This is a genomic window from Vibrio anguillarum, assembly GCF_003390515.1.
GTDB lineage: Bacteria > Pseudomonadota > Gammaproteobacteria > Enterobacterales > Vibrionaceae > Vibrio > Vibrio anguillarum.
On record NZ_CP031478.1, the window covers coordinates 793262 to 812235 of the forward strand.

Consider the following 18974-nt stretch of genomic DNA (forward strand, 5'->3'; position numbering starts at 1 on the left):
GGCTGTTTTGGCGCAGTGATAGCCGCTCTAATGCCGGGACTAAGGTCAGTGAGTAAAAGGTGTGATGATGGCCAATATCGCCTTTACTGAACTGGCGCACAATGCCGTGCACGCGCTGCACGACAAGGTCATCACGCAGCATCTCAAGCTGAGCGGTTTTGTCCACCAGCTCCAGCGCCGTTAAGCCAGATTGGCGACTGGCCAGTTTTATCTCATAGCGAAAACCGTAGCAACGCAGGCCCGCTTGCGCGCTATCAGACAGCGATTCCACACCTTGGTATTCACGCACCACTAACGTGTCGTCTGCCAAACCCTCCACGGTGAGCCTAAAACTTAACCTTGCCATCTTTTTCCCTTCCACTCTTTTATCGCAAAATGACACTAGTACAGCAAGTGCAGTGCCAGATATTTTTCTTTTATATTCATGAGGTTATAAACAGCCCGATTGACAAAGGCAACAAACTGCCTGATATGAGCAAAAAGTTGCCCTTCAATAACCAATTGTTGCTCAGCTTATTGAGCATGAGCTTCCTGATTATGTGTCACAGTCAAATGCTCAAACTGCTTGTCGAGCTCGGCCATTTTCCAGCTCAAATTATTAAGCCGCTGCTTCAGAATCATAAACTCCTGTTCAGCCTGTACAACATCACCTTTTTTGAGCAACTCTTCGACATATGCAGCTCTCCCGTAAATAGGTGACAAACTAATAGCGAACTCCTCCAACGATTTGGTTTGTCTTTGCAGTTCGGTTAATTTTCCTTTTTGCGCGAGCAGCGCGATGTTGGCCATCTTGGTTCGCGTTTCACTAAAACGCTCCATAAAGCGCTCAGTTTGTTGCAGAGCTTCACGCTGAGCATCGGCAAACGCTTGATCAACCTCCAGCACTGATTCGGTTTGGGGATAAAGTTGCAATAACGCATCCAACACTTGCTGGGCTTCAACACGAGCCGATTCAAAAGAGAGCGCCATTTTTTGCTCAATCGCCTCTCGGTACAATGGCACAATCTCATTTGACAACTGTTCAAGCTTGGCTGGCGAGTTGGCCTGTTGAAACGCATTGACCTGCTCTGGCGTATGTAAAGCAGGTAACCTTAGGTTGGTTGCATAAGATATTGAGTTGAAAAACGGCAAATAAGTGACGGCTCCATACACCATCACAACACCAAGAACACCGGATATAAAAGCGGCCACATGCGTAACACGTGAGCGCTTTTGATTACGAACCTGCTCAACCTGTTCCGTTTGGGTATGACGCTTTAGCAGCGAATGATATTGCGTTTCTAAACGATCAATATGTTCAAAAATAGCAAAACCTACTCCTTCGAAATCAACCAAATAGTCCGGCTGTTGCAGCTCTAAAATGGCATGCATGCGCTCACAAAAGCGCTCACAACGGTATAAATCACGCAGTGCTTCATGATTCGGACGCAGATCTTTTAACTCCCGCACTACACGAGCATTAACCCAATCGAGCACTTCCTTGCGCATTTTCGCCGATTTTACGTCCGGTTTTGGCAAATTACTTAAGCAGCAGCACAACAGTTCAACACCATTGGCGTATCCCGCTAAGCCCTGCATTTTTAAACAGGCTACGGTGTAATAACCGCACAGCAAAAGGTCAATCCCCGGGCCTTTTGCTAATGTTTCACAAGCAACTTTCACCACAGCCCAGTCTGGACCACCTGATAATGGGTTGTTACGACGATTGATCTCATCTCTCACCTTTTGGTAGGCATCAATGTGACGAACAGCGGCAGCATCATCTATCAAATGAAAACGGGCGTGGTCGATAAATACAATATTGGACATGACTACAGCGTCCTAAGTGAGTTGAGGAGCGATGACCAATCGCTCCTCACTATTATTTTAGTAAAGGGTTTTCGAGAGTTTGAATGACTTAAATAACCGCTCGGTGAATGGGTTAATATCTGCCTCTGAATTGAGTCGATAAATCATCTCACCACCGTCAACTGCAAACTTAAAGTCAACCGACGTGGAACTAGCACCCACCACATCACCTTGTTCAAGCAAGCGGAAAAATGCCCACGGACCTTGGATATTAATACTTCGTGGCGACATATTATTTTTAGTCGGCACTAACGTTACTTTAGAGATCGCAGAATCACGCAGCGTATTTGGCCAAATCAACTCGACACTGTCTCTTGGGCCGTGACTGTAAGCGAGATATTGACCATCAACATTCAGCACACTGCGGCGTTTGTTGTTACTCAAGCGTAACGGTTCAACCGAGAAACTAACGTCTAAGACCCCTTTGCGGTTAAAGAAAGCTTGCTGAATTTTCTTCGCCTGCTTGAGCTGTTCTAGAACGTCTTTGCGAATAATCGACTGCGCGTTATCGTCATCATTGACCGCAATATTTTCTTCCACAAACATTCTTAGCTGGTTGTTGTAGAAGTTGTCTAATGTGCCGTTGGGCGCAAAAAACGCTTCAAAGTCAGAAAGAGAACTGTCTTTGTTGGATGACTCATTAAATGGATAGCGCCCAGCTAATTTCTCTTCAAAGGTTTTGTAAACATCATCATGCCAACGAACTTCAAGGTGCTTGATCGCTTCTTGTTTGACAACATACCAACTCTCATCCGCCAGTTTAGACACCATAGTATCGAGCGGTTTAGGCAAACCTGATGCAATACGTTTCACCGTGTAAATTGGATCAGCGTTCACTAATTTTACGCGTGCTTTAGTGGCATCAAGCGCAGCCATACCAACATCTGGCGCTTCTTGAATAGATTTGAGGTAATTTTGTAACTCTTCCACCGCCACTAACACTTCATTGATGTACGCTGGCTTATCACCGACTGGCTTGAGCATAGCGTTTAGTTCAGCAAAGGGGGCATCAATCTGCGAAGCAACTTTGTATTTTGGATTTTTTAACAGCTCTTTTTGCGCGGCTCCATCTTTAGGCACACTGGCATACATTTGAGTATTGCTTTCTAAAGTGCGAAGCAAACGTTGCATCGGTTCAATGTTGCCAGTAAAGTTTTCTAATACTGACACCGCGTCATTGATGTCGCTAAAATACTTAACGCTGATTTCATTAAGAGCCGCACGCCAGGTATTGGTGTAGTCCGCCACATACAAGCTGCGGATTTTGTTACGAAGGTCGTGCTTATCCGCTTCGCTAAATTGAGCCGATTTGGATTGCCCCAGTACCCAACTGTCGATCAAGGCCAGCTCAGAAACGGATTCTGATTGCGGCATGAAGTAATCTTCAAACCCTTTTTTGGTAAGCATTTGCGGAATATACAGCGAGCTGCTGTTGACCACTCGCTCTTCAAAAACCACATCAAAGACGGGGCCAATCAAGTTGCGTAAATTGATCGAGGGGCCAAGAACCGTTTGTGCATTCAACTTCAAATTACGGTAAACACGTTGATCGTTAGGCATAGAACCAAGATCAGACTGCACTTTCGCCACCACCTGATCATAAGGCTTCATCACCGACTCTGCATTGCGATCACCGCGAGCGCGATCACCCGCTAAATCCGTGTGTAACATGGCGTAGTCTAAATGCCCCAGTAGTTCTTCTTGGATCACGCGTTGCCCAGCGAACTCTTGCTGCCAGTATTTGGAGAAATAATCGAGTACATAATCCTTATAGCGGCCGCTTTTATCTACCATCATGCGATAAACACGCAGCACGGCCAGTTTCTCTTCATCTGTTTTGGCTTGGTTAAGCTGCACAACGACATCAGCCATTAGCAGAGGTAAAAAGCGGTTTTCCAATAGATTCAAATAGGTCGCTTCAACCATTGGACCAATCGTGTGGCCTTGGTACAAACCAAAATCGGAAATGTACTGTGGTTTATCACGGAAGAAGCCAAACTCCAATGTCGCCTCTCGAATTTTATTGAGCGGCACGAGAACATCTTGCTGAGAGGCTAAATAAAGATTAGAGGGGAACTCGTTTTTGTACTCGTTTACTTTCGCTAACACAGCATCAGAGTGCTTCACGTTACTAAGGTAATAACGATGCCAAGTGCCAACTAATAACACAGTTGCAATAGAGCCGGCCACTACTGACAAACCAATCAAGCGCCGTTTTTGCTTCGCAACACGAAAATTATCTGAGGCAAGCCCAGCTTCAGGATAGATGATGTTATTAAACAGCTTTTGTGTGAAATAAACCGTTGAGTTTTTGGCTTGCTGCGCTTTGTTGATGGCATGATCTAGCCCATAACGACGTGAAGCGGCATCATCAAATGCGTTTGTGGGTACGCCCTGTTGATACACAGAAGTGAAATACGCACCACGCACCAAAGCCGACGTAGAGAACTGATCACTGGCCAATGCATCGTTGAAAAATTGTAATAAGATCTCTTTTAAACCAGAAATTTGACGCGTGAAGCTATAAATAGCATTGCGCTCTTCGAGATCCATAGGTACAGAAACCGCATGCGGCAGTACATCATTAATGCGCTCAACAAACTGACTGTAGTCTTTTGAAAACTCGTTGAGCCAGTTATCCAAGTCATCAATAGAGTCGAGCGAAAAGGTAAAGCCCAGCACATCTTCACGCTGACTGCGCGAGTAATGTTTAAAGAAAGGTTCAAAACCGTGTAATAAATCCAATTTCGTCAATGCAATATAGACAGGTAGACGCGTGGATAACGTCTCCATCAGTTCACGTAAGCGAGCACGTAATAAATTGGCGTAAGCTTTACGCTCGGTTGCAGTTGCGGTTGCTAAGTGAGAAACGTCTAACGCTAAAACAATACCGTTGAGTGGACGACGGCTACGCGTTCTCTCCAACCAATTAACAAAATGAAGCCACAAACGGCGCTCCATCGCACCATCGTTATCATTGCTATGGTTACCTTGTGTCAGTAGCTCTCCATCTGGATCAATCAATACCGATTCATCGCCAATCCACCAATCAAACGAATACGGGTTTTCACTTTTTTGACCCGAGGCTCGCATTACCGAAGAAAAAACAAAGTTTTGCCCAGAGCGGTTGATGAGGCTGGTTTTACCGGCATTTTCCAAACCGAGCACTAAATACCATGGCAACGCATAAAGATAATTACGTTTATTGAGGTTCTCTTTCATGCTGACCATCACTTGGTTCAGCTCAACCTCTTGGCGCTCTTCATAGGCTTTAATTGGATCTTGGCGAAGCTGATCTTCACGCTTTTGCTCGGCTTTAAAACCTTGCAATTTTCGCCACTGCCAAACACCCCAAACGGCCAATGCACCTAAAGTGAACAAGCTACTTGCCACTGCGCGAGCGGTTATCGATTCAAGTGGCTTATTACCCGCGATCTCTAGCCAAGGGCCTGCCCACCAAATCGCAACATTCAATAGAATGAATGTGCTAAATAGCAAAATAGGCATCGCCGCGGCAATGCCCGGTGTTAACTTTCTTGCGATCCCAACAATAAATTTCCACATGGGTTTGTGTCCTTCGTTTACTCTGACGTTGTGTATTGTTCTAATTGCTCAACTAATGAGGGTTCCCAATCGGTAACGCTCATGGTGCTAACCTGAGCATGTAACGTTTGGTACTGTTCTTTCGCCATCGCATCTAAATTATTGCTATTTAACAAATCAGCCGATAATAACCGCCAATAGAATTTATCCCTTGGCTCACTGGCGCTGACCAGACCATCGTTGAGCATAGAGAGCGCCACCGCAATGCCTCCCTCTTTCGCTAAGCTAAACGCCTCTTTGCGTTTGTCTTGCCAATCACCTGCTACTTGGCCTTGGGCGCTACTTTGCTGCTGGCTGAGTAGCCACTCTTTTACGCTCGCATTGACAAAAGGCTCGCCTCCTTTGAATTTCAACTCGAGCAGCGCAGGTAGACGTGCCACAAACTGCTGGCTTTCACTCAAAATGGCTTCACTCCACGCCTTTTGGCCTAAGCTTTGCGCGATTTGATAGCTCATCATCTGCCCTTCAAACCAGTAAGGTGCCATGGTCAAACTCTGCTCTACCTTGCGCCATAAGGCTAAATCTGGGCTACGCATTTGGTCGTGATACTCTTTGATTCGTTCTTGCGCCATCGCCCGTAACAGTGTTTCACCGCTGACGTCGTGCTCAGGTAATGAGGTAATACTTGACCACACGGCAAAACGCCTGACTCGTATTGCCAAGGCAATGCCGAACTCTTGTTCAGACAAAAACTCAGCTACCTTTAGTAAGGTCTGCTTAGTAGCTTTGTCACTTGAACTGTCGACTGAGATGGCGCTCTGGGTGGTGGTTTTACGTTCAACCGCCGGAGTCTCTTGCACATGTTGAGTCGCTTGCTCACGTTCTGTTGCACGGCGCAGTTGGGCTTGAACTTTAGCCACTAGACTTTCAACGCTTTCAGACATCAGTCCGGCTTGAGTAGTCGCTTGCTGTAGCGCGTCGATCGCGGTGTTTAACTCATCACGATCTGGTCCATCAAATTGTGCGAAATCTAACTTGTCGATGACTAAGGCTAACCGCTGCACAATCTGGCTGAAGAATTTGCGACGTGGCAAACTGCCTCTTTTGCCTGGCGCAGGGAAGCAATCTTCCCAGTAAAGGGACATGAAATCGCTCAGCAGCTGCAGCGACGTGGTGAAACGTAGCGGTGTGACTTGGTTATGCAAACACTGCAACAAGTAGATCAATAATTTGAGATCTTTACTTTTTTCGCTGAGCAGTTTGAGCGTACTGTGTTCGACTTCATCCCATTGCACGCTAGCGTGGGAGAGTGACCCCACTTTCATCATTTGATCTTCAACAAAATCAAACAGTGGATCATCAATCAGGCGCTCACCCACAGGGTTATCGGCTTGAATAGGCTGAGTAATACAGCGGCGATAATCGGTTAACTCCATTGGAACTCCTTACCAACCACAGCGTGTTTTTAGTGCCGTTAATGATTGCGAAAGCTCGCTCGCATCAAACTGCAACCCATCAACAAAAGGAGAGTTTGAACGCAACACAAGGCGATTTTCTCGCGCCATCGCTTTCATCATCTCAATCGCTGGCATGCCTCTGCCTGAGGAAAAGAGCAAACCTAAATCGTCACTACGCCAAGATTGTGCCTGCATATTAGCAATCGACACTTGGATGCGAGGGTCATCAATCGCGCTAGGAAACGCCAATTCCACTCGACTCAAATTGTCGATACAGCTCATCAGCAGCACAGGTTTAGCGTTATCGTCAAACTTTGTATTTTGATTTAACGCAACCAAAGTAATCCACGCATTCCCTTTATCATCGTCGCCCTCAACGGTTAAGTGACTTGCTTCCCCGTCTTGATACTGGCTGATGCTATCAAAGGCACGTTGCCAAGATAGCGGCGCATTGGGCGTTGCCGCTTGGGGCATCACCACGTCAGAAGGCGTTTTAAACAGGTGGTCAAAACAGCTCAATCGCTCTAACCGAGATGTGATCGTAGTGCATTGCTCTGCTTGTGCTATAGCGTCATTTTCCGCATTCGCCATGGGGAAATACAGCGTCATAGAGAGGCAAACTGTGAGCCTAAACAACCGTTTATTCATGGTGTTTTAATCTCCAATTTTTGGCATTTATAGGCCAAGGTCCGCTTGGGAATACCGAGGCTTTGGGCCGCTTTGGCCCTATCACCAGCAAAGTATTGGAGGCGCTCACGGATAATACGAGACTCAAATTCATTCACCGCTTGTTTTAAATCATCCACCACTCGGCTGACACCGGGCTCAGCTTTAGCGACCTTATGCCCATGTCGTTCAGTCTCTGGCTGCTGATCGGCTTTAGTGTATGCTAAACGTTGTGTAAAGCAGGACTCCTCCACCTGTGTGCCATCCAGTGTTTGCGCACAACCAAATTCAATAAGGTGCTTGAGTTCACGCACGTTACCGGGAAAGTCATAACGTTTTAGGCAATCGATCGCTTTATAGTGCACACCCCGAATGTTGGTTGCATGCTGCTGATTAAAGCTGCGCACAAAATGTTGGCTAAGCCGTTCAATGTCATCCATCCTTGCCGCAAGGCGTGGCAAAGTGATCGGGTACTGAAATAAGCGGTAATAAAGATCCTGACGAAACGATTTATTACGCACTTGTTCGAGGAGATTGACATGCGTTGCTGAAACCAAACGAAAATCAGAAGATTGTTCGTTTTTACCGCCAATCGGCCGAAAAGATCGAGATTCCAACACCCGCAGTAATTTGGCTTGCAGGCTCAAGGGCATATCACCGATTTCATCCAAAAACAGGGTTCCGCCATCGGCTTGCGCAATCAACCCTTGTTTATCGCTATCCGCGCCGGAAAACGCCCCTTTGCAGTAGCCGAACAGTTCACTTTCCAATAAGTTTTCAGGGATAGCCGCGCAGTTAATAGCAACAAATGGCGCTTGTTTACGGGGCGAGAGTTGGTGCACCGCTTGCGCGACCAACTCTTTACCTGTCCCAGTTTCACCTTGCACCATCACTGAAAGCTGTGATGGCGCGGCGTTGATGATCTGCTCTCTTAATTTTTTCATCGCCAAACTGTTACCGATTAAGGTTTCAGAGAGGCTCGCAATTAATGAGCGACGAGCATTGTCACGCTGAACGTCAGACAAGGATTCCGATAAGCTTTGTCGATTTTGTTCTTCCCGTTGCATCTCATTAAGCAACGACCACTGATGGCAAAACACATCCACATACTTGATAAAATCTGGCTGCTCAAATAGGCCTTCCAAGGTATGGGTTTCACCAATCAACAGCAAAATAGACTGAACTTGTGTATCCCCATTCGGTAACGGGTGTACAACCACGCTATCTAGCATGCCGACCCGGCTAGTGAGTTGACTAAACAGGCGATTAGATTGCCAAAAAACCAATTCATCAGCGGTTAAGTGCATCGATTTGGCCGATTGCAATACATGGGCAAACGGACAATCAAAATCGGTGACCGACCAGCTTAAATTCAGCGGGTTATCCTGTGGCACTAAGGTACGGCCGTCTGAACTGGGAACCAGTAACAAGCAAGTATCGAGCCTTAGCTCTCGGCGCAGCGTTTCTACAAACAATGCGGCCAATTGGCTAGGCTTTCTCGCGACAACAAGCTCGGTTGCGTAAGCTAACCAGTGACTCATGATCACTCAACCTCTCCAATAAACTCACCCTCTTCCGCCGCTAAATAGATGCGTTGCACTGGTTGTTTATCAGCCAATTTATTTAACAAAGCTAATGAAATCGGTGGTAGTAATTGACCTTCGATGATCGCTTCCAGCATACGAGCCCCATTTTCAGAGCGCGTGGCACGGCTTAAGATCTCTTCGATCAAGCTATCTTCAATCACCACGTCAGCGGCATAACGCTGTTTAAAGAGCTGCTCAAGGCGGGTTAACTTGCCACGCACAATCTGCTCTAGCACTTCTTTGCTGAGCGGTAGATACGGAATAATCTCCATACGAGCCAGTAAGGCGGGTTTGAAGAAAGCCGCAAGTTCTGGGTAAAGCTGCTCATCAAGCAACTGAGGCTGCTGCGCGTAATCGACTATGGTTTGGTAACCTAAATTCGAGGTGAGGAAGAAGACGATGTTTTGGCAGTCGATCACTCGACCTTCACCATCGGCCAGCTCACCTTTATCAAAGGCTTGGTAGAAAATATTGAGCACTTCTGGGTGCGCTTTTTCAACTTCGTCTAACAGCACCACAGAGTACGGCATTTTACGAATCGCTTCGGTAAGAATGCCACCCTCACCATAACCAACATAACCCGGAGGCGAACCAATCAGGCGTGAAACGGTATGCTTTTCTTGATATTCCGACATGTTGATAGTGGTTAAAAATTGTTTACCACCATAAAGTTGTTGCGCCAGTTGGACTACCGTTTCGGTTTTACCAACGCCACTTGGACCCACGAGTAGGAAGGAACCTTTTGGACGCCCCGGACGGCGCAAATCCGCGCGCGCCGTTAATAAGTTACGGTGAACACGCTCAATTGCAGTATCTTGCCCTTTGATTGCCTCACCTAAAATAGCCGTTAGGTGGGTGATTTTATGCAGCTCATCGCTGTTCATTTGGTCAACGGGCACGCCCGTCCAGTCCGCAATCACTTCCGCTATTTGCTGAGCATCGACTTGTGGATGCATGAGACGATCATTATGAGGGATCTCTTCTAAAGCTCGATATTGCTCCTGCAATTGAACAAGTAACTCATCGCGCTCAACTTGGGTCTGCTCACCATGATCCTCAGCGCCATCTAAGAGCTGATCGCGTAGGGTAATAATGCGCTCAATGATCGCTTTTTGCTCTTGCCAGCTTTGAGTCAAGGTCGCTTTTTCAGCTTCATCGGCCACTTCTTGGCTACATAGCTCATCCAAGCGATGCGAATCAACCACTTGACCTAAATATTGAGCACGCTCAAGCATATCAATTTCAAGTTGACGTTGATGGCAAGCGGTCTCTAGTTGCGCTAAGCGCTTCGGCGGTGTGGTGATATTAATTGCAATACGCGCGCAAGCAGTATCCAACACATCAATCGCTTTATCCGGCAGTTGTCTGCCTGAAATGTAACGCGCTGAAAGCTCGGCGGCGGCTTTCAATGCATCATCAGTAATCAATACGTTATGGGCTTTTTCGTAAACACGATTCAAGCCGCGCAGAATATCTACTGCTTGGCTGATGCTCGGCTCTTCTAATTTCACCAATTGGAAACGACGAGTCAGCGCAGGATCTTTTTCAAAATACTTTTTGTACTCTTTCCATGTGGTGGCTGCGACAGTACTGAGCTCGCCTCGCGCAAGAGCTGGCTTGAGCAAGTTGGCCGCATCACTACCACCCTCTTGGTTGCCAGAACCAATTAAAGTGTGCGCTTCATCGATAAACAAAATGATCGGTTTAGGCGAGGTTTTGATCGCGTCAATCACGCCTTTAAGACGTTTTTCAAATTCACCTTTGACTGAAGCACCCGCTTGCAACAAGCCTAGATCGAGTGAGCACAACTCTACATTTTGCAACTGTGTCGGCACATTGCCCGCAACGACGCGCAATGCAAGCCCTTCAATCATGGCGCTTTTACCGACACCAGCGTCTCCCACAACGATGGGGTTGTTTTTACGACGACGACACAAGATGTCGATCATCAAATTGAGTTCGTTTTCACGACACAAGACTGGGTCCAGTTCGCCGTTACGCGCTTGCGCCGTGACATTGGTGCAGTATTTATGCAGTGGCGAAGATGACGCTGCATCCAGCGCGGCAGGAGCTTGAGAACCCGCTTTGCTTTTTTCAACCGCCGACTCGGAAGAGTCTTGCAACAGCGTATCAAACCCTTTGTTTAGGCTCTCTTTGTTGATGTGTTCAAAAAGACGGATTAGTTTAAGTGGTAGGTAACGATCAGCGCGCATCAACGCGGCTAAAAACACCACACCTGAACGAAGCTGATTCTGATTCAGCTCAGTGGTAGAAAGCAACCAAGCTTCCTGCAATAGCTCAACCAACAGTGGCGAGAATGCTGGATAGGTATCTAACACTTGTTCACGAGCGTAACTTGCACTGATGGCTTGTTTTACGGTTTCCACATCTAAGTTAGCGTGCTTAGCTATCACACGCACATCCGAAAGTGGGTTCTCTAGCAACACATGTAAGAAGTGCTCATAGGTCACTTCTGGGTGCTGACGTTCAATACATAATGAAGCGGCTTGCTCTAGGGCTAGCTTACTCTGTTCATTGAGTTTTGAAATTAATGTGGGTAATTCAATACGGATCACTACAATCACCTAGCCTTTTATAATTAGAGTATTTGGTTCAATTGGTTTAATACGTCTGCCGATTGGCTGTGCAGTAAATAGGAATAGCCTAAAAACACACCGACCCAAATAATGACAAAACCAAGCAGTACTGACCAAACCGGTAACTGCCTGCTTAACTTATATTTTGATTTCACCACATGGTCCGTGGCGGAGGTCAGTTCTTTCGGCTCATTTTCATCCAACGAACTGACGGTGTCATGTAAACGACTGATCACCTTTTCACGCTCGTTGTGGCCGCTTTCCATCACACGGTATTTACCTTCAAAACCTAACACTAGGCATTGATAGATAAACTCTAGCAACGCGCGATAACGTTTAGGTTCACCTTCCAAGCGACTTAAGATGGTAAACACTTTTTCGCCGCCCCAAGTCTCACTGTGGAAACGAGACAGCATAGAATGTTCAGCCCACACACTAGATGCACCCCACTCGGTTCCCATGACGGCTTCATCCAAAAACGCGCACAGAATGTAGCGATAAGCCATCAAAATCGCATGCTCAAACCCTTGCTCGGCAAGCTCGATTTCAATCGCTTTAATCTCTTCCACCGTCTGTTTGTAGATCTGCTCAATGTTTTCGCACTCTGACAAGCTGCGTACCCGCAGCGACAAACCAAACAGAGGGGTAGCAGCATCAATCAAAACATTAGGGTTATCACCACGCAGTTGAAACCAGTAATCTTGGTCGTGGTTGATCTGCTCGACGCTGTCAAAAAGCAGACCGCTGTATTGGGTGTTTTTTTTATCAATGGCCATCATCAGCTCCTAATCGCCCAGAATTGCAGGTCAAGATCTTCAAACGCACCCGCGACATGGAAAGCAAAACCACTTGAGCGACCTAACATCGACCATGCTGAGCTGGTTTTATCCAATTGGTAATAGGTATAACCGGCGTGGTAAGGCAACTGCCTTGGTGCAACTGGTAACGGTGTAATTGGAATGCCCGGTAATTGCAGTGAAATGAGCTCGCGGATTTTCTCCACTGACGATACTTTGGTCTGCTGAGTAAAGAGACGACGCAGCTCATCTAATGGCATGCGTGCTTTCACCGCGATGATGAATTCTGCGCTTTCAACCAGTTGAGGGTCGTGGATTGGGGCAACCATCAGGCCGTACTTACGTTTATCCAACTGAATCGAGACCGCTCTAGGCTCAAGTACGATACTTAGGCTCTGTCTTAAGTTGCGGATCAGCGGCCCAAAAGAGTGGGTCGGCATTTCATGGTTGTAGCTCGGGATGCTCGGTGGTAAACGACTTTCATCGGTAAATGTAGCCAATTCTCCACATACGCATGACAGGCACTCAAATAAACGTTCCGGGTGCAAACTGCGTAGCTCTGCCAAGTGTTGCATCTGGGGTTGTAAGCGATTCAGGGCTTGCAACAACATAAAATCAGACACATCCGCGACCCCGCCTTGAGAGGGAGAACTGATACGCTGAGCAATGTTTTTGGCACGTTCGCGCATTAACCCAGAGATTTCGTTAATAAAACGGTGCAAAGCCGCATTGCTCGCAACATTAAGATGGCACGGAATAAAGTCCGGATCGAGTACGACACTGCCATCAGGACGTTTTTCTAAAATACGAGCGATCGCGATTGAGGCGTAAGAGCTTCTGTCTTCTTTTTCAAGCATCAACTGCACACGAACAGGTGAGACATCTAGCGTCGTGGTGTCACCGCGCACGGTATGCACATCACGCACTTCTAGACGATTGCTTAAATAACGCCCGGTTCCACGCTCTTCAGGCCAGTTAATCTCCATTAACGATTCACTGCGAAGTGGCACCGCTAAATAGACCAACTGGTTTGCAAGCGAAGCATCGGCAATCTCGAGCGCATCTGGCAACACATCTTCCTGAGGAATACGGAAAACGGTTCCATCAGGCATAATGCCGACCGCACGTTCGATCGCGATACGACCAAAAGAGAGATATTCAGGGTTAAGTGATAACTCTGATACTCCGTAAAGATAGCCACTGACTGATGAGATGCGTTCATCAATATGATATTCAAAATAGCGTTGCTGCTGCTGGAAATGCTGCGGTTTAATGAATAGACCTTCATTCCAAATGACACGATTACGCGCAAACATCTTGTTATTCCACCCTTTCCAGTTTTACATCGTAGTCTTTGAAATACATCAAAAGATGATATTCCCTACCTTTGTTAAGCACTTTGACGGCCTTTTTCCATTCACTCAGCTCAGGTTCAGCAAAATGCGCCATGACCCCAATGTAGTTCGTGCCTTCATCAATCTCGAACGCGTTCACAAACTTAAACTGGCCTGGTGTCATTACATAATCGTAATTGGCGATAAAATTGCTGCGTAACGCTTTTTTGTAGTCTGCTTTTACTTGGTCATAATCAGCAGACATAAACATCGAATCATCTTTGAGCTCAAACACTTGAACCTCTATCGGCGACGCTTCACCCCAAATATTGGGGTTAGTACCTTCATCACTAACGAGACTGAACGTTACCTTGGTCGGCTGTGTGGCTGGCTCATACTTTTCTGATGAGCTACAGGCGGTTAATACCGTCAGTAGCATCAGCAGGACAAAAGACCGCTTGTTCACCGTTATAGCTCCAGCTGTTTTTCACGAATTTTCTTGTCGTAAGACTGCTCGAAAATTTCCCAAAACAGTTTCTCAAATCCTTTTTGGCGATTAGAAGTGAGCTCTTGGTAGTAGTGGCAATACATCTCCCACGCCCAAGCATCTGAAGAGTGATTCTGTGCATCACTATTGCGCTTGTAATGTTGGAAACGGCGCAGTAGCACTTGAGGAGAAAAGGCATTAAGAATCTGATTTAGGGCTTCGCTAGTGGCGTGCTGCATTGCTTCGTTATGGTCGCGCACATTTTTTAGGCTTTCGGCAATCGCCGCTGGGGCAGACAAGTGCACCACACTTTTATCAGCATCATACAGAGTACGAATGGTTTCTTCGTATGATAGCCCCAAGCGAAGTGGGTTATCTTCAATCGGTTGCAAGTTACGATTCATCATACCAAAACGCCCTTCACTCACTTGCTGGTGAAGCTCAAGCAAACCTTGCACACAAGCTTGCAACGATTGCCCAAGCTCTTCTGAAAGCATGTGCATTTTCGCCATATCGTGGCTATTGCCAACGTCAACACCTAGCCCGGTGAGCATGGGGCCGGTCAATAAGTGTGATGCATTATTTGACGAGCTGTTGTGTTGCTCGGAGTGAGGGTGGTAGCTTCTCGCCACTTCTTCCTCAAGTAGATCTAATACTTTATCGTCCATCGCTAAGCCCTCAGGTACGTTGTAAATGCTGTTATTAATGTTCAAATGAGTCGGTGGTTGCGCAGTCTCATGGTGCTCAACAGCCGGAATAGGTGGTAAATCGGTGGAGGTTTTGCCAAAACCGAGAATTTTCTTTAATCGAATCGATGACGTCATCTCATACTCGCTGTCAGCTTGAGGCGTAAACTGCAGTTGCGACTGCTGGCTATCGTATTCTGGCACTAATGAATGTTGTGCTTGCGCGAGTGGTTTTTCCGTCTCTTCAAGCAACGACTCTTCTTGTTTAATGCCTTGCAATAAATCATCTAAAGCGGCGATAGGGTCCATTGAACTCGGCTCTGGTTCATCCTCGTCGCGGCTGATATCATCCAATGGACCATCTTTGAGTAGATCGAGCCCCTCTTTAGCAAACAGCTGATCCAAAGAACCATTAATCAGAGAATCGTCTTCACCCACTTGACCAAAAATGACACGAATTTGGTAAGGTCCAATGGCCACTTCATCTTTATGCTCCAACTTAGCCGAAGCACCTTGCCCTAACGGCTTATGGGAACCATTAACATAGGTATTACCAACCAGATCTTGAATGCAAAACGCACCATCAATCACACGGATGGCACAGTGATGATTTTGAATTTTCCCTTTACCGTCACGAAGCTGCCAATGCGCATCACTTGCAGAGCCAATCACACCGCCTTGCACATTAAACATCGCTTGTGCGGATAATCCTGATTCCAGTAGTTGCACATTCGTCACTACCATTGAAAGCGTTTGCTTCTTCTGCATATCGCTATTGCCTTACTTGTATAAGAACGCTTTTGTCCGCCAAATCGCGCCCTAAAAATGATGACCAACCCAAAGCCACACCACTGTCATGACATAAACTCATCACCGGAGCCTCGCTCTCGTGCATGGTCAGCTCAAGGTCGTAAGCCATCTGCTCTCGTAAAATAAACTCCACCAACTTACACAGCGGTTGATGTTCTTTGCCTGATGGCAAAAAATCGGCAAATCGTTCTCGAGTTAAGTTTTTGATACAGATAACAAACTTACCGTTACAGTCCATCACTGACTCACCCAACATGCTGTTGATCCCAAGCTCACCATTCTGCTTACCTAAGCAAAACTGCTGATAAGGCTCTATCCGGACTTTGCGTCGAACCCACTGGCGGATACTGACTTCTTGTAGATCAAAGCAGTGCGCGATGATGCCAGACACCACTTGCGGTGAACGACTTCGGCCAGCCAAAGTGCCCGCATAAGCCAGCATCTTGCACCAATTTATCGGTGTTTCGCCGCGCAAGTCCGCATCACCCAAACCGACTAAAGCGAACAGCTGTGATGAAAATTGATCCTGCGCACCCGCTTGAAAACGGACGTAATAGCGATACTTTCGCCATACGCGATACACAAGGTTAATCAACCGGTTATTGAAAAAATCTAAAAAGGGCCGCTTGAAACCACCGGGATCTTCTTCGACCAATTGCTGCAAAATAAAACCAGGCAACGGTGACTGTGCCCCAGTTAATCCAAAAAAATTGGTTTGTAAGATCAGGCGCTCATCCGCGAACTCACGTAAATCCGTTACGTCTGCTGGTGCAAAGCCTAAACTGGGGTTGGCACTGAATACCAACTGGCATGTCCGCTCCCAATCTTCTGATTCAGGATTAAACGCATTAAGTTTTTGCAGCAGTTCCACCAACTGGTAGAAGTTGTACGTTCGTACATCGCTTGGTAAACCCAGTAGAGGCTCCGGCACAGCCGCCGCAGCCATCTCTAGATCAATGGCTGCATTCCTGTCTGTGTTCCCCATGTGTACTTCTCTTGATTGGACGCGTTAATAACGATCAGCTCATGAAACGAATTGATGCTGGCATATAGGGCAAAAAAGTGGCTAAGCACTGTGCCAAAGAGGTAAAGCTCCCCTTCTGAACCAAAACAGTTTTGATCAATATGAATCGTCGATTGCAGCCCTCGCACTGGCAAACCGCGCAATATTTTATCCACGGGTTGCGACTCAATTTTTTGGATCCCTTCAAGACGCAAACGCGCAACACGTTCCGCTTGGCGATCCACCAAGGCTCTGAAATCGTAAGCTCGCAACACACTGCTTAAGGCATCTTTGGACAGCAGCGATAAATAATTCAGCGATAAGTTAGAAATCAATACCCACAATAGACTGCCATCCAGTACTGGGCGCAGAGATTGTGAAGGCACGGTAATATTGCTGAAAGTGGCAAAGGGGGGCGAGCTGTCTGTCGGCTCACAAATGTCACCGACACCGAGTTCGAGCGGTAATAAGCGATTGGTGCAGGTGAGCTTGAGCGAGATGGCTTCATCGACATGCATGGATTGCGTTTCATCTCCGCGAATGAAAGAGATGAAATTATCAAATCCATCACCACGGATACTGTCTCTCACTCGTGTACGGTAGTAGAGCGCTTCACGATTTCGAACCCGCTCCACTTCATGCTGAAAACTTTCAAATGCTGAATAGACACGTTTTTCACCCCGAATTCGTTGACTGGCTTGAGTTTTGTCTTGCCAACCGAACACGCCGTCAACGCTGAACACTTCATAGTGAGAAGGATAACGACTAGAGGGGATAATGCGATACTCTGAACGCTTGCCCGTTAAATCGATCGGATCGGCATCATGTTCAAACAAATTAATGACAGGGGTGCAGTACAACTGGAAATTATCCTGACGCACTCGAACGTCCGCTGGCAGGGTTTTCGAAAAACTGATTTTCAGTTTGAACGCACCATGCACTGATTTCGGCACTACGCTAGCCAGACGGGTAATGTCAACAAAATGAAATGCTTCAGGAAACGACAAGTATTCCTGCAAAACGCGATAACCTTCATACACATTGGAAGGATAGGGCAAAAGCGACTGCTCGCTATCAAACCCGACCGTTTGGAAGCTATTGCGCGGCAGCGTAAATTCTACCCCCGCGACTTCAACAGAAATCTTATCGAGGTAGTGGTTGAGCCATAAATAGAGCATTTGTGAGCTGTATTTATCACCACCTAAGTAAAAGCGCAGATCATCAAGATGCGCATCACCGACGCTTATCTCACCCAACATATTAAGCGACACTTCGATGATGGTCGCTTCTCTAGTATGTTGCGCAGTGACGTCAGTACATTTCAGTGGGTAAATCTGCACGTCACGACAGGTTCTAAAGTGACATTTGGTGCCGAAAACAGGCTTGCTATCGAGCTGAGTGCCACGAACGATTTGCTGCTTATCACTGACACTTTTATCCGGTGTGAACGAGACAATACTCATGCTTGGCACAGGACGTAAGTAGTTTGGCCATAGCATGTTGATGATGGAGTGCGTTAGCTCAGGAAATTCATCTTCAACTTTTTCGCGCAAGCGAGCGGTGAGAAAGGCGAATCCTTCCAATAAACGCTCGACATCAGGATCCGTCGTTTTACCGTGTAAAAAGCGAGAGAGTTGAGGATGAATTTCAGTGAAATGCTTTCCTTGTTCTTTAAGGAAAGCAAGCTCTTCTCTGAAGTACTTATCTTGAGCCATAATTTTCTAATACACTCGGTACTTTCGGTTTTGATCCAGTAGCAGGTTGAACTGCACTTTCTCATGTAACGCATCACTGTTTATTTCGGCCACAATATGGAAGCGCAGCATCAAAGGGCTAAACACGTCCGACTCGGATCGAATCACAATATTTCGTAAACGGGGCTCATACACATCTAAGCAGCTTTGTATCGCAAGCTTAATCCGCAGCGATAAGTCTAAGGTTTCTAACGTTGCATCGTTAAAATCCACTAAACCTAACGTTGGAGCACTTTGTGCCTCACCCATGCGAGTATTCAAAATATTGGAAACATTGCGTTTGATTGATTGGAGCACATCCCATGCATTTGGCCCTTGGGTCAAAGACATAGGCTTGGTGCCAGCTTCTAAACGTTCAAAGAAGCCGACACCAAATGCACTCTCTTCAGGTGCAATATAAGTCATG

General features: G+C 46.7%; 14 protein-coding genes. All 14 read right to left on the reverse strand.

Going from position 1 to position 18974, the window contains the following annotated elements; all coding sequences use genetic code 11:
* On the reverse strand, window positions 1-346 hold a 346-nt coding region (locus DD616_RS17300), incomplete at its 3' end, for a contractile injection system protein, VgrG/Pvc8 family (RefSeq protein ID WP_269148127.1).
* A 167-nt stretch (window positions 347-513) separates the two neighbouring features.
* Window positions 514-1809: a type VI secretion system ImpA family N-terminal domain-containing protein gene (locus DD616_RS03305; RefSeq protein WP_017049290.1), complete on the reverse strand. Its 1296-nt coding sequence runs from the start codon at window positions 1807-1809 to the stop codon at window positions 514-516.
* Window positions 1810-1866: 57 nt separating this feature from the next.
* On the reverse strand, window positions 1867-5412 hold the full coding sequence (tssM, locus tag DD616_RS03310) for a type VI secretion system membrane subunit TssM (RefSeq protein WP_231140437.1): 3546 nt from the start codon (window positions 5410-5412) through the stop codon (window positions 1867-1869).
* Between the two features lie 17 nt (window positions 5413-5429).
* On the reverse strand, window positions 5430-6827 hold the full coding sequence (gene tssA, locus DD616_RS03315) for a type VI secretion system protein TssA (protein ID WP_017046812.1): 1398 nt from the start codon (window positions 6825-6827) through the stop codon (window positions 5430-5432).
* Window positions 6828-6836: 9 nt separating this feature from the next.
* Window positions 6837-7496, reverse strand: a complete 660-nt coding sequence (gene vasI / locus DD616_RS03320) for a type VI secretion system-associated protein VasI (protein WP_013868303.1) — start codon at window positions 7494-7496, stop codon at window positions 6837-6839.
* Entirely contained in the window at window positions 7493-9055 is a 1563-nt protein-coding gene (locus DD616_RS03325; protein WP_029189702.1) for a sigma-54 interaction domain-containing protein, read from the reverse strand. Before DD616_RS03325 ends, vasI begins: the two co-directional genes overlap by 4 nt.
* A 2-nt stretch (window positions 9056-9057) precedes the next feature.
* The gene (tssH, locus tag DD616_RS03330; protein ID WP_029189701.1) at window positions 9058-11676 is read right to left on the reverse strand and encodes a type VI secretion system ATPase TssH; all 2619 of its coding nucleotides are present in this window, start codon (window positions 11674-11676) and stop codon (window positions 9058-9060) included.
* Window positions 11677-11699: 23 nt separating this feature from the next.
* Window positions 11700-12473 carry a type IVB secretion system protein IcmH/DotU gene (gene icmH / locus DD616_RS03335; protein ID WP_026028435.1) on the reverse strand — a complete coding sequence of 258 codons (774 nt, stop codon included), beginning with the start codon at window positions 12471-12473 and terminating at the stop codon, window positions 11700-11702.
* Window positions 12474-12475: 2 nt separating this feature from the next.
* Entirely contained in the window at window positions 12476-13810 is a 1335-nt protein-coding gene (gene tssK / locus DD616_RS03340) for a type VI secretion system baseplate subunit TssK (RefSeq protein WP_017044997.1), read from the reverse strand.
* Between the two features lie 4 nt (window positions 13811-13814).
* Window positions 13815-14294, reverse strand: coding sequence for a type VI secretion system lipoprotein TssJ (gene tssJ / locus DD616_RS03345; RefSeq protein ID WP_013868298.1), 480 nt, complete (start codon window positions 14292-14294; stop codon window positions 13815-13817).
* A 2-nt stretch (window positions 14295-14296) separates the two neighbouring features.
* Window positions 14297-15769: a type VI secretion system-associated FHA domain protein TagH gene (gene tagH, locus DD616_RS03350; RefSeq protein WP_094125344.1), complete on the reverse strand. Its 1473-nt coding sequence runs from the start codon at window positions 15767-15769 to the stop codon at window positions 14297-14299.
* Window positions 15770-15773: 4 nt separating this feature from the next.
* On the reverse strand, window positions 15774-16796 hold the full coding sequence (gene tssG / locus DD616_RS03355; protein WP_026028436.1) for a type VI secretion system baseplate subunit TssG: 1023 nt from the start codon (window positions 16794-16796) through the stop codon (window positions 15774-15776).
* Complete coding sequence (tssF, locus tag DD616_RS03360) at window positions 16760-18529, reverse strand: type VI secretion system baseplate subunit TssF (RefSeq protein ID WP_208871451.1); 1770 nt, start codon at window positions 18527-18529, stop codon at window positions 16760-16762. Before tssF ends, tssG begins: the two co-directional genes overlap by 37 nt.
* 6 nt (window positions 18530-18535) lie before the next feature.
* A complete protein-coding gene (gene tssE, locus DD616_RS03365) occupies window positions 18536-18973 on the reverse strand; it encodes a type VI secretion system baseplate subunit TssE (protein ID WP_013868295.1) in 438 nt (145 codons plus the stop codon).
* Window position 18974: the final 1 nt, after the last annotated feature.

Coding starts and splice junctions, on each gene's coding strand:
- tssG (WP_026028436.1), bottom strand. CDS start 16,796: ATGGGGAACACAGACAGGAATGCAGCCATTGATCTAGAGATGGCTGCG.
- tssF (WP_208871451.1), bottom strand. CDS start 18,529: ATGGCTCAAGATAAGTACTTCAGAGAAGAGCTTGCTTTCCTTAAAGAA.
- tagH (WP_094125344.1), bottom strand. CDS start 15,769: ATGCAGAAGAAGCAAACGCTTTCAATGGTAGTGACGAATGTGCAACTA.
- tssE (WP_013868295.1), bottom strand. CDS start 18,973: ATGACTTATATTGCACCTGAAGAGAGTGCATTTGGTGTCGGCTTCTTT.
- tssA (WP_017046812.1), bottom strand. CDS start 6,827: ATGGAGTTAACCGATTATCGCCGCTGTATTACTCAGCCTATTCAAGCC.
- icmH (WP_026028435.1), bottom strand. CDS start 12,473: ATGGCCATTGATAAAAAAAACACCCAATACAGCGGTCTGCTTTTTGAC.
- tssM (WP_231140437.1), bottom strand. CDS start 5,412: ATGTGGAAATTTATTGTTGGGATCGCAAGAAAGTTAACACCGGGCATT.
- tssK (WP_017044997.1), bottom strand. CDS start 13,810: ATGTTTGCGCGTAATCGTGTCATTTGGAATGAAGGTCTATTCATTAAA.
- vasI (WP_013868303.1), bottom strand. CDS start 7,496: ATGAATAAACGGTTGTTTAGGCTCACAGTTTGCCTCTCTATGACGCTG.
- DD616_RS03325 (WP_029189702.1), bottom strand. CDS start 9,055: ATGAGTCACTGGTTAGCTTACGCAACCGAGCTTGTTGTCGCGAGAAAG.
- DD616_RS03305 (WP_017049290.1), bottom strand. CDS start 1,809: ATGTCCAATATTGTATTTATCGACCACGCCCGTTTTCATTTGATAGAT.